Source organism: Saccharospirillum salsuginis (genome assembly GCF_014651855.1).
In the GTDB taxonomy this organism is placed as follows: Bacteria; Pseudomonadota; Gammaproteobacteria; order Pseudomonadales; family Natronospirillaceae; genus Saccharospirillum; species Saccharospirillum salsuginis.
Genome location: NZ_BMXR01000002.1, coordinates 316,729 through 328,961 on the forward strand (window position 1 = coordinate 316,729; position 12,233 = coordinate 328,961).

The 12,233-nt window shown below is 60.7% G+C and carries 9 protein-coding genes; 6 read left to right on the forward strand and 3 right to left on the reverse strand.

Annotation, left to right across the window (positions count from 1 at the left end):
- The first annotated feature begins 18 nt into the window (after positions 1–18).
- Complete coding sequence (locus tag IE111_RS04550; protein ID WP_189607317.1) at positions 19–1,437, forward strand: glutamate synthase small subunit GltD family protein; 1,419 nt, start codon at positions 19–21, stop codon at positions 1,435–1,437.
- Positions 1,438–1,472: 35 nt separating this feature from the next.
- Here the strand turns inward: IE111_RS04550 and IE111_RS04555 are convergent, their stop codons facing one another.
- A complete protein-coding gene (locus tag IE111_RS04555) occupies positions 1,473–2,042 on the reverse strand; it encodes an acyl carrier protein phosphodiesterase (protein ID WP_189607318.1) in 570 nt (189 codons plus the stop codon).
- Between the two features lie 109 nt (positions 2,043–2,151).
- On the opposite strand from IE111_RS04555, the gene hemE reads away from it, so the two are divergent.
- The gene (gene hemE / locus IE111_RS04560) at positions 2,152–3,216 is read left to right on the forward strand and encodes a uroporphyrinogen decarboxylase (RefSeq protein ID WP_189607319.1); all 1,065 of its coding nucleotides are present in this window, start codon (positions 2,152–2,154) and stop codon (positions 3,214–3,216) included.
- Positions 3,217–3,307: 91 nt separating this feature from the next.
- Here the strand turns inward: hemE and IE111_RS04565 are convergent, their stop codons facing one another.
- Positions 3,308–5,704, reverse strand: a complete 2,397-nt coding sequence (locus tag IE111_RS04565; RefSeq protein ID WP_189607320.1) for a penicillin acylase family protein — start codon at positions 5,702–5,704, stop codon at positions 3,308–3,310.
- Between the two features lie 496 nt (positions 5,705–6,200).
- On the opposite strand from IE111_RS04565, the gene parC reads away from it, so the two are divergent.
- Together parC and IE111_RS04575 are read left to right on the forward strand one after the other, a co-directional pair.
- A complete protein-coding gene (gene parC / locus IE111_RS04570; protein ID WP_189607321.1) occupies positions 6,201–8,444 on the forward strand; it encodes a DNA topoisomerase IV subunit A in 2,244 nt (747 codons plus the stop codon).
- Between the two features lie 82 nt (positions 8,445–8,526).
- Positions 8,527–8,799 carry a late competence development ComFB family protein gene (locus IE111_RS04575; RefSeq protein ID WP_189607322.1) on the forward strand — a complete coding sequence of 91 codons (273 nt, stop codon included), beginning with the start codon at positions 8,527–8,529 and terminating at the stop codon, positions 8,797–8,799.
- Between the two features lie 242 nt (positions 8,800–9,041).
- Here the strand turns inward: IE111_RS04575 and IE111_RS04580 are convergent, their stop codons facing one another.
- On the reverse strand, positions 9,042–10,316 hold the full coding sequence (locus IE111_RS04580; RefSeq protein ID WP_189607323.1) for an ABC transporter substrate-binding protein: 1,275 nt from the start codon (positions 10,314–10,316) through the stop codon (positions 9,042–9,044).
- Positions 10,317–10,537: 221 nt separating this feature from the next.
- Here IE111_RS04580 and hemC point away from each other — a divergent pair, with 221 nt between their 5' ends.
- Both hemC and IE111_RS04590 read left to right on the forward strand, forming a co-directional pair.
- Positions 10,538–11,485, forward strand: a complete 948-nt coding sequence (gene hemC, locus IE111_RS04585; protein WP_189607324.1) for a hydroxymethylbilane synthase — start codon at positions 10,538–10,540, stop codon at positions 11,483–11,485.
- Positions 11,485–12,231, forward strand: a complete 747-nt coding sequence (locus tag IE111_RS04590) for a uroporphyrinogen-III synthase (protein ID WP_189607325.1) — start codon at positions 11,485–11,487, stop codon at positions 12,229–12,231. The genes hemC and IE111_RS04590 overlap by 1 nt, the downstream gene beginning before the upstream one ends.
- Positions 12,232–12,233 lie beyond the last annotated feature (2 nt).

The following is a 12,233-nucleotide window of genomic DNA, read 5'->3' on the forward strand; positions in this document are numbered from 1 at the left end:
TCCGACGGAGGAATGACCATGACACAGCGTTTGAACAACGATTTTCAGTTCCTGGACGTCGGACGCCGGGAACCGGCCAAGAAAGACATTCATACCCGCAAACACGAGTTCGTGGAAATCTACGAACCCTTTGCCCAGAAGCAGGCCGCCGAGCAATCGCACCGCTGCCTGCACTGCGGCAATCCGTACTGCGAGTGGAAGTGCCCGGTGCACAACTACATTCCCAACTGGCTGAAGCTGGTCAGTGAGGGCAATGTGCTGGAAGCGGTCGAGTTGAGTCACCAGACCAACTCCCTGCCCGAGGTCTGCGGCCGGGTTTGCCCGCAGGACCGCCTCTGCGAAGGGGCCTGCACACTGAACGACGGCTTCGGTGCGGTCACCATTGGCAATGCCGAGAAGTACATCACCGATACCGCATTCGCCATGGGCTGGAAGCCGGACCTGTCCAAGGTGACCTGGACCGACAAGCGCGTGGCCGTCATCGGCGCCGGCCCGGCGGGTCTCGGCTGCGCCGATGTGCTGGTCCGCAATGGCGTCAAGCCGGTGGTGTTCGACCGTTACCCTGAAATCGGCGGTCTGTTGACGTTCGGTATCCCGGAATTCAAGCTCGAGAAGAGCATCATGGCCAAGCGCCGTGAAGTCTTTGAGGAAATGGGCATCGAGTTCCGGCTGAACACCGACATCGGCCAGGATATCGCTTTCGAAGACATCTATGACGAGTTCGACGCCGTCTTCATGGGCATGGGGACCTATACCTCCATGCGCGGCGGGATGCCGGGTGAGGATCTGGACGGCGTCCACGAAGCCCTGCCATTCCTGGTCTCCAACGTCAATCATTGCCAGGGCTGGGAGAAGAACGAGTCCGAATTCATCAACCTGGAAGGCAAACGTGTCGTAGTCCTCGGGGGCGGCGACACCGCCATGGACTGCAACCGCACCTCCATCCGCCAGCAGGCGTCGAGCGTGACCTGCGCCTACCGCCGCGATGAGGCCAATATGCCAGGCTCGCGCAAAGAGGTCGCCAACGCCAAGGAAGAAGGTGTCCAGTTCCTGTTCAACCGTCAGCCGGTCGAAATCATCGGCGACGGCAAGGTCGAGGGCATCAAGCTAATCACCACCAAACTGGGCGAACCGGACGAAAACGGCCGTCGCCGGCCGGAACCGGTGCCGGGATCCGAGGAAGTGCTGGCGGCGGACGCCGTTATCATCGCCTTCGGTTTCCAGCCCAGCCCGGCGGACTGGTTCGGCGATCACCGCATCGATCTGGACGACTGGAAGCGCGTCAAGGCGCCGGAACACCAGGAATTCGCCTTCCAGACCAGTAATGAGAAGATTTTCGCTGGCGGCGATATGGTGCGAGGGTCGGATCTGGTGGTTACGGCCATTTATGAAGGTCGGCAGGCGGCTGAAGGCATTCTTGATTTTCTGGATGTCTGAACCAATCGCTGACAGTCGGCAGGGAGTGCTGGCTGTCAGTTGAGTGATCGATTCACATGCGTCAGAAATTGGGAAATTTGAGACTTGTGATGTTGCGCCTGAGTAATGGCCCAGTGCCCGGATTGAACCATGGGGTCATCGAATTTCAATCGTCTGGACAATCCCGCCAGGGCTCTTAAGACATTACGGGGGTCTTGATAGCCCGCCAACCAATCGTCTTCGCGCATCCAGTTCAATGTCTTTTCCAGTTTGGCAGGCAACGTCAAAGCGCCAAAACGTCGAGATTGTTCGTAGCAAATGCGGGTGAATGCCGTCAGTGATCGCTGGTGGTATTCCGTCCAATGCTTCGCCAGATGATGATCAATCAACATATCCACGACGATGGGCGTCGTCTTCCTCAGTTTCGGTCGTAACGCCTGTCGCAACGGCTCCAGAATTGGCGTTCGGTCCGTCTCCTTGTCCAACCACTGATGCCGGTCGAAATGCACCAGAAACTCTTCGGAGACCTCATCCGGCGAGGGTCGCTTGCCGAAATCCGGCCAGAGACTGCCCATCAGGGCGTCCGGAGTGGGGTCGGAGAAGAGCCAGTGGCCCAGGTAGTTCATGAGTGTCTCCCGGGTGGATTGACGTCCGTCAGTCTAACACACCGGCGAGTTCGTCAGTGGCGGGTGCGGTGCGTATAATGCGGGCACTTTTCCGTTTGGGGACCCTGTTGTGGCTGAATTGAAGAACGACCGCTTTCTGCGCGCCCTGATGCGCCAACCTGTGGATCGAACGCCGGTCTGGATGATGCGTCAAGCCGGGCGCTATCTGCCGGAATACCGCGAGACCCGGGCTCAGGCCGGGGATTTTCTGAGCCTGTGTAAAAATGCGGACTTCGCCTGTGAAGTGACCCTGCAGCCACTGGAACGTTACCCTCTCGACGCGGCCATTCTGTTCTCTGACATTCTGACCATTCCCGATGCCATGGGGCTGGGCCTGTATTTCGAGACCGGCGAGGGGCCGCGCTTCGAAAAAACTGTGCGTACCATGGCCGATGTCGAGGCTCTGCATCAGCCTTCGGCCGACGGCGATCTGGGTTATGTGATGAACGCGGTCGGTACGATTCGCCGTGCCCTGAACGGCCGGGTCCCCCTGATCGGCTTCTCCGGCAGCCCCTGGACGCTCGCCACCTATATGATCGAAGGAGGCGGTTCCAAGGATTTCCGTTTTGCCAAGGCCATGCTCTACGATCAGCCGGAGGTGATGCACGCCCTGTTGGATCGTCTGGCCCGGGCGGTCACCGAGTACTTGAACGCCCAGATCGAAGCGGGCGCCCAGGCGGTGCAAATATTCGATACCTGGGGCGGGGCGCTCAGTCACCCGGCCTACCGTGAGTTCTCACTGGCGTACATGAGCCGGATCGTCAAAGGCCTGAAACGCAGCCACGACGGTCGAACCGTTCCGGTGATCCTGTTCACCAAGGGCGGGGGGCAGTGGTTGGACGCGATGGCGGACAGCGGCGCCGACGCCCTGGGGCTGGACTGGACAACGTCGCTGACCGACGCTCGTCAGCACGTGGGCGACCGGGTCGCGTTGCAGGGGAATATGGACCCGTCCGTCCTCTATGCATCACCGGATCGGATTCGTGAAGAGGTCGAACGCATCCTCGCCGAGTACGGCAAAGGTGCTGGCCACATCTTCAACCTGGGCCACGGCATTCATCAGTTCGTCGATCCGGATCGCGCCGGGGCATTCGTGGAGGCGGTGGTCGAGCTGAGTCCGAAATACCACCGCTAGAGCAGGCTCGATAATCAGTAGGATCGCTTGCAGGAGGCGGACGCCGAAACTGAATCTCCGCCGCCCGCTGCGCATCCTGAAAGCCGTCGTTCTATTGGCCGGGTACCAACAGTAAACTCCACTCGGTCGGTCCCGGCAGGAATCGGCTGGGTCGGCCTTCCACCCAGTCCCGATGACCCCGATCATAGTACGATGACAATGGGTGCCCGCTTTGACCGGTCGCCATATGGAAAATGCCGTTCTCCTCATGGCCGGGTGCGACCACCATCCGCTCCGAAGCGCCGGAGTCCGGAGATTGAACTCTGGGCATGTAGGTATCGCCGTCCATGGGTTCGGCTGGCATATTCAGCCAGTTGGACAACACTGTGGGTAATGCACCACTCAGTGGGTGGGTAATGTCCAGTCGGTTCGCTTCCCCCCAGGTCCGGTCGGACAGGGAGGCCTCTCCCTGTGTCAGTTCGGTCAGTGTATCCACCGCCATGCGCACCATGAAGTCATCCCAGGAAGCAAACCCCTCGGGTAAATGGCGCTCCGGTTGCTGGTTAACCAGCGCCCAGACCGGGTACTCTAGGAAATTATCCACCTGGCCCGGCCAGAAGGCATTGCTGGCATTGGCCAGATAGTCGTAGACCGGACCGACAGTCTGATCGATCACCCGTTCCCGATAGCGCTTGACGATCCGATAGCCCACCGAGGTTTTGCTGGCGCGCCCCTGCCAGTTCTCGACCTGATCGTGGAGTCGGTTCAACGGCGGCCGATCGGCCAATGTCTCCTCGTCCAGAACGGCCAGCATCAAGCGTTGCCAGCGTTCCAGGAAGACCGCACGGTCGTCGAGCATGATGTCCAGGAAGTCCTGCTCGGTGAAGGTCTCCAGCGCGAAGAGGTCATCGCGAATCTGTTGCTGGCGCGCACCCAGGGCATAGCCACCCCAGCCGACCCGATCGAGTTGGCCATCGACGATGCGTGCGTTGGCCGTCCAGAGTCGGCCCGGCTCCGGATTCACGATGCGCGGGTATTCGGCCGCGCTGAGGTAGCCGTTCCAGCCATGGTTGCCTGCCGACCAATCGCTGGGCTGTTCCGCTGAAAAGCCGTTTTCCTCGAAGCCGAAACGGCGGGGCAGGCGGCCCATGATGGTCCAGGCCTGATTCCCCCGATCGTCCACTACATTCAGATTCTGACCGGGCACGCCGGACACGGCTGCGACATCGAGAGCTTCATAAACGGTGTTGGCTTTCTCCATCCGAATCAGATTCAGGTTTGCTCCTTCCACATCGTGAGCCACCCATCGCAAGGCGGTAAGATTGCCCAGGTGATCTTCGCCGATGACCGGCCCCCAACGGGTCAGGCGGACGTCAACCTCGACCGGCTCTCCACCCTTGATGTCGACGGATTCGCGTTCGACCCGAAACGGCTCCCAGCCGTCCGGGGTCAGGTACTCGGAGCCCTCGGCATTGGTCTGTAAAGTGATGCTGTCGTGGTAGTCTCCGTTCGAGTTGGTGAAACCCCAGGCGATATGCTGGTTCGATCCGACCACCATGGCCGGCGCGCCCGGCAGGGTAGCGCCGGTTACCCGCCGTTGATCGCCCCCTGGCAGTATCCATGAGGCGCGGTACCAGATGTTCGGTACATTCAGGCCCAGATGCATGTCGTTGGACACCATCCCGGCGCCGTAGGCGGTACGGTCACCGGATGCGGACCAGTTATTGGAGCCCAGTTGCACCTCATCGCGATACTCCCAGTCGCGAGCCGCCAGAGCGCCGCTCTGCAGTTCCGTCAACGGTGTCTGTGGGAAGTCGGCTTCAAAGCGATAGGCTTCGCCCTCCACGGGGGCATCCCATCGACCGCCGCGCGGAGTCAGGAACTCGTACCAGTCCGCCGGCAACAGGTCCTTCATCACCGCCAGAGACCGCTCACGTTCGTTCCATTCCGGCTGTAAATCCAGGTACATGCTGTACAGGGTCAGAATGCTGTCCGCCGCTTGCCAGGGTTCGGGTTGAACCCGCAGCAAACGGTACTCGAAAGGTGGACTCGACAGGGCATTCAAGCCGGCATTGACGCCCTGGGTGTAGGCATCCAGAACCCGGCGCGAGCCGGTATCCATTGCCGCCACCGCCCGCTGCGCGCGTTTGCGAAACTGGTGCAATCGAATCCGTTGGTCATAGTTCGCCGCCACCGGTCCGACCAGTGCCGCCAATTCCCCCGCCGAATTTCGACGCAGCAAGTCCATCTGGAAATAACGTTCCTGCGCATGCAATACACCCAGGGCAAACGCTGTGTCCGGTCGGTTACTGGCTTCGATGGTCGGAATGCCCTGGGCATCCCGTTCGATCGATACCCGGTCGTTCAACCCGGACAACGACAATTCACCGTCCAACGGCGCCAGGCTGCCGTTCAGCTGCCACCACACCCAGGCCACGCCGCCCGCAGCGAGGACCAGCAACAACAACAGGGTCCGAAATACCCATCGGACGGGACGCGACAACGCCATGAGAGTCTCCTTTTGAATGCTTGTTATCGGGCCAGTCGGTGGCCGACTTCGAAAGGTCAGTATCCGTGGCCGAACTCTCGGCAACCGATACGGATTCGCCGAGCAGTCAAAGAGTTTCGCACAGGTATGTAATCGTTCCCAAGTGACTTGAGATCACTACACAGTCTTTGTTCAACAATCCTGCCAAGTCTCGGCAATCTCAATCGGATTGTCATAACCTGTTGAAATTGCGACACTTGTCGACTTATTGATGAAAGTCATGAATTCCGCACAGGGTCAGCGCCGGATGCCGGGCGAGCCCAGTCGAGGATGTCGGCCGCCTGGCCGGTTTTTGCTCCATGCAAAACCGGCACTTCCGCCATCCATGGCGGTCGGACACGGCCGTCAAGCCCCCATGGATGGGTTCACGGCGACCTCGACTGGGCTCGCCCGGTAGCCGGTGCGGGTTCCTGGCACTACTGAGAAACCGATCCAAAATGTCCGGGCGACACCACGAATGAGCGATCAATCCAGCGAATACACCGAAACGCTATCCCTCGGCCAATTCACCGAGAAGGCCTACCTGGACTACTCCATGTACGTCATCCTCGATCGGGCACTGCCCAATATCGGTGACGGTCTCAAACCGGTTCAGCGGCGTATTATCTACGCCATGAGCGAACTTGGCTTGAAAAACACCGCCAAGTACAAAAAGTCCGCGCGCACCGTCGGGGATGTGCTCGGTAAGTACCATCCGCATGGCGACAGCGCCTGCTACGAAGCCATGGTGCTGATGGCTCAGTCGTTTTCCTACCGTTATCCGCTGGTCGACGGCCAGGGCAATTGGGGTTCCCCGGACGACCCCAAATCCTTCGCCGCCATGCGGTACACCGAATCGCGCCTGCACGCCAACTCCGCATTACTGCTCGACGAGTTGGGGCAGGGCACAGTCGACTGGGTGCCCAACTTCGACGGTACCATGGACGAACCCTCGGTATTGCCTGCGCGCTTGCCGCACATCCTGCTGAACGGGACCACCGGTATCGCCGTCGGCATGGCGACCGACATACCACCGCACAACCTGAAGGAGGTCGCGGCCGCCTGCGTCCACCTGCTGGATGCTCCGGACGCCAGCGTTCAAGACCTGATGATGCACATCAAAGGGCCGGATTTTCCGACCGGGGGCGAACTGATCAGCCCGCGCGACGACCTGCGCAAGATCTACGAAGGCGGGCGGGGCACCGTTAAGGTCCGGGCCAGTTACGAGGTCGAAAACAGCGAAATCATCATTCGCGAATTGCCGTTCCAGGTGTCCGGCTCCAAGGTACTGGAGCAGATCGCCCAGCAGATGCAGGGCAAGAAACTGCCCATGGTGAGTGACCTGCGCGACGAATCGGATCATGAAAACCCGACTCGGCTTGTCATCGAACCGCGCAGCAATCGGGTCGATGTCGACGCCCTGATGAACCACCTGTTCGCGACCACCGATCTGGAAAAGACCATTCGCGTCAATCTGAACATGATCGGCACCGACGGGCGCCCCCAGGTCAAGGCGCTCAACCGCATACTGACTGAATGGCTCGAATTCCGTACCACCACGGTTCGCCGGCGACTGCAGCACCGGCTCGACAAGGTCATCGCCCGTCTGCATATTCTCGACGGCCTGTTGATCGCGTATCTGAACATTGACGAGATCATTCACATCATCCGCACCGAGGACAAACCCAAGCCGGTGCTGATGGAACGGTTCGGACTCAGTGACGTTCAGGCCGAGGCCATTCTCGAGATCAAACTGCGTCAATTGGCCAAGCTGGAAGAAATCAAGATTCGCGGCGAACAGGACGAGTTGTCCGCCGAGCGGGAAAAGCTGGAGAAGACCCTCGGTTCCCAGGCACGGATGCGTACCCTGATCAAGAAGGAAATCCTCGCCGACGCTGAAACCTATGGCGACGACCGCCGCACCCGCCTGGTCGAGCGCGAAGAGGCCCAGGCATTCAGCGAGACGGAAATATTGCCGTCCGAAGCGGTCACCGTGGTCCTGTCCAAAAAGGGCTGGATCCGGGCGGCCAAGGGGCACGATATCGACCCGACCGGCCTCAACTACAAGGCGGGCGACGGGTTCGCCTTCGCCGGTCCCGGCAAGAGCAACCAGCCGACCGTATTGCTCGACTCCACCGGCCGTACCTACACCCTGGCGACGCACAGTCTGCCCTCGGCCCGGGGGCAGGGCGAACCGATATCCGGGCGCGTTAACCCGCCGCCGGGGGCCGAGATGTGTGGTCTGATGATCGGTGAACCGGGCGAGCAATATCTGCTCGCTTCGGACGCAGGGTACGGTTTCATCGCCCGGTTCGAGGACATGATCGGCAAGAACAAGGCCGGCAAGTCCGTCCTGTCGCTGCCCAAGAACGCTCGCGTCCTGCCGCCGGCCTCTGTCCACCAGTTGCAGACCGACTACCTGGCCGCGGTCAGCAACGAAGGCCGGCTACTGGTGTTCCCGGTGCGCGATCTGCCGGAGCTCGGCAAGGGCAAGGGCAACAAGATCATCAACATACCGTCCAGCCGGGCCTTGGAGCACGAAGAGTATATGGTAGGAGCGGTCGTATTGGGCGCGGACGACACCCTGCTGGTCTACGCCGGCAAACGGAAGCTGAAGCTGAAAGGCGCCGACCTCGAGCACTATCTGGGCGAGCGTGGCCGGCGCGGCAACAAACTGCCGCGCGGTTTCCAGAATGTGGCCGGCATCGAGGTCGAACGCTGACGCCAACGTCAGCCTTTCCTCTCACACTCCGTTCGTTTTCAGCTAACCTCATAAGGCATCGAAAACGGACGGAGTGCCTGTAATGACCATCGATACCCAGATTGCCAACTACTACGAAAAACTGGTGGTGGACGAGCTGACTTCCCGAGACGAAGTGGCCGGCAAGCCCGAGGACGAGTTGGCAGACATCGCTTGTGTGGCTTTGAACCGGCTGCCCGCCCGGTACTACCGGTTTTCCGTGGATATGGCGTTTTATCTGTCGGTGCAGGAACAGCACCAGATGGAACTGGCGGTCAGGGACGCGGTGACCCATGCCCTGAAATTTGTCCAGGAACACGGTCGTGGTGGCGAGTGACTCGAAAGCGCCGGTGAAGCTCCGGCGCTTTCGGAGTTTTATTTTTCAAGTTTAGGAGTTCGTGCGGGCTGTGAGGCAGTGGCCCACGCCGGCTACCGGGCATGCCCCTGTGGGGTCGGGCGGAATGCCGCCCACTCAATCCATCCATGGAGCCTAGACCGCAGCATCCTTGCTGCGGACTACCCCACAGGGGCATCCCCGGAATCTGCCGCTAGTCAGTTCGGCGAACTCCGAAAGTTGAGTTATTTGATCACATACTGGCCGTAGCGAATGGCTTTCGCCAGTGCCCGGGCGGAATCGCTGGGTGATTCCGGATTGGCGGTCAACTCCCCGATCTTCTCGTAGAAGTACCCCTGAACCGTACCGGTCGTGGCCATGCCGTGGGCGATGCTCGGCAACAGGGCATCGTTGTTGGCGGAGGCGATGAATTCCGACATGGAGATGTTCGCGCAAAGGTCGAACCCGGCCATGGACATATCGGTCCGGGCGGGAATCGAGCCCTTGTTCTGGTTGAACGTCTTCTGGAAATCGTCATCCATGATGTTGCGAACCAGATCGTTCTGGGCTTCCAAATCGGCCGGGCTCGGCTCGCGCAGTTCGAAAATGGCGAAGCTGTCGATATTGAACAGAAACTGGTTGGTGGTTCCGGGTACCGGTGCGCACAGATAGTCCTGACCCGGCCGCTTGTTTTCCGCGGCGAATTCACCCTTGGCCCAGTCGCCCATGAACTGGAATGCGGCCTCGCCGTTGATGACCCGGGCGGTGGCCTGGTTCCATTCGGAAACCCCATTGTTCAAATTCATGTCGTCGACCAGACGATAATAGCGTTCGAAGACTGCGGCCATGGTGTCGCCTTTCATGGCGCCGAAATCGTGCTCAACAAAGGCGTTCTGATAGAACTCCGGGCCGCCCACCGACAGGGCGACGGATTCGAACAGGGTAGCGTGTTGCCAGTCCTGATTGCCCTGGGCGATGACCTGATAGCCGGCCTGGCGAATCTGCTCCGCAGTTTGCTCGAATTCCTCCCAGGTGCGGGGCACGCTTACGCCGACGTTGTCCAGAATCTGCTTGTTGGCCCATAACCAGTTGGTCCGGTGCACATTGACAGGAACCGCCACGTAGTTGCCGTTGTACTGCATGGCTTCGGCCACGACCGGTGGCAGTCGGCCGTCCCAGCCCTGCTCCTCGGCCAAGCCGTCGATGTTCCGCAGGAAGCCCAGCCGGGCCCAGCGCTGGATGTCGAGACCCTTGATCTGCGCCGCAGTGGGCGGGTCGCCGCGCAACACGCGATCCTGCAGGCTAGCCATGGCGTTGCCGCCGCCACCGCCTTCGACCACGAAGTCGACCCAGTTGTGGCCGTCCGCTTCCATTTGATCTTTCAATACCTGAACGGCACGGGCTTCACCGCCGCTGGTCCAGTAATGCAGTACCTCAACGCTGCCGGCGTAGAGACTCATGGGTAAACATGACAGGGTCGCCACCAGGGCGCCTTGTGTGACTTTGGCGAGTGTGTTCATTGCTGACTCCAGGCCGTTTTTATCGTTGTTGGCGCTGTCCGTGTAGTGTCTATCGAGCGAGCATCCGATCCGGACAGCGTAGCTGAGGCTTGTGTAACAAACTGTATCAAATCGTTGGTCTCGGTTGCGCCGGCCGCAAACGAGGCTGTCTTCGGCCTCCCCATGAACCGCTTCAAGCTGTGTTACACTCCGGCCTCATCATTTTGCAACGATAGACTTACATGTCCGAGACACTGCGCATCGCCACCCGTAAAAGTCCTTTGGCCCTGTGGCAAGCCGAATATGTCCAAAGCGCCCTGAATCGACTGCACCCGGATCTCGCGATCGAATTGGTCGAATTGTCCACCCAGGGCGACCAGATTCTGGACCTGCCGCTGGCCAAGGTTGGCGGCAAGGGCCTCTTCATCAAGGAGCTGGAACGTGCCATTTCGGATGGCGAAGCCGACATCGCGGTGCATTCCATGAAGGATGTACCCATGGAGATGCCGGAGGGGTTCGAACTCGCCGTTATCTGCGAGCGGGAGGATCCGACGGACGCCTTTGTATCCAACCAGTACGCACACGTCACCGATCTGCCGCAAGGCGCGGTGGTGGGCACATCCTCCCTGCGTCGACAGAGCCAGCTACTGGCGGCCCGTCCGGACCTGACCATCCGTTTCCTGCGCGGCAATGTCGGTACCCGGCTCGGCAAGCTCGATGCCGGCGAATACGATGCCATTGTTCTGGCGTCGGCCGGGCTGCGTCGATTGAAACTCGAAGAGCGTATCCGGCATACCCTGGACACCGATTTGAGTTTGCCCGCCGTCGGCCAGGGTGCGGTGGGTATTGAAATACGCGCCGGCGATGAGGCCGTGCGTCAGCGCCTGTTGCCGTTGATGCACGAGCAAACCCTGATCCGGGTGACGGCCGAACGCGCCATGAACCGCCGTCTGGAAGGCAGTTGCCAGGTCCCCATCGCCGGTTTCGCCATCTTGGATGGCAACCGGTTGAGCATGGAAGGGCGGGTCGGTGAGCCGGATGGTTCCCGCCTGCTCAAGAGCCGGGGCACGGCGGAGCTCGGGGGCGATTCGGCCGAGCACCTCGCGGCCGCGCGCAAGCTGGGTTTGTCGCTGGCGGAAGATCTGCTCGCCCAGGGTGCCGGCGAGATTCTCGACCAACTGGCGGACTGATGCGGCTGCTGTTACCAAAACCCGCGAAAGACTGGGCGCGTTGGCGCGCCGGTCTGGCGGATCTGGATACAACGCCGATCTGTATCGACCCCTGGCATTTCGAATGGCAGTGGGAGACGCCGGAGCAGCGCACGGTCTGGTTGAATCTGGATGAATTCCAGGGAGTGATCTGTGTCAGCGCCCGAGCCGCCGAAGGGCTGGTGGCGGCACTCGACCGGTATTGGCCGATGCCACCGATCGGCATTCATTGGTTGTGCAATGGCAGCGGCACCGCCGCACCGCTGACGGAGGCGGGTCTGCGGGTTCATTTCCCCGAACGGGATAACACCGCCGAAGCCGTACTTCAATTGCCTGAAACACAGGCCGTCGCCGAACAAAAATGGCTGGTCGTCAAGGGCGAGGGAGGCCGGGACACCTTTGCTCGAACCCTGTCCGACCGCGGTGCCGAGGTCACCGAACTGCGCCTCTATCGTCGTTCGGTCAAAGCGGAAGCCCTCTCGGAACTGGTTCAACGCAGTAAAGACGCCGAGGCGATCCTGGTCAGCTCCCAGACACTCGCCGCCGCCCTGATGCACGAAAACCCACAGCACTGGCGGAGCTGGCCGGGCCAATGGTGGCTGACCTCGCCGCGTTTGCTCGACTGGGCGGTGGCCGAAGGTATCCCCCATTGCCGGGGTACCCGGGGGGCGGCCCTGGAGCAAGTCCGTCAGGCGTTAATCGAACGAACCCGACACGGCGGCAGGTGACG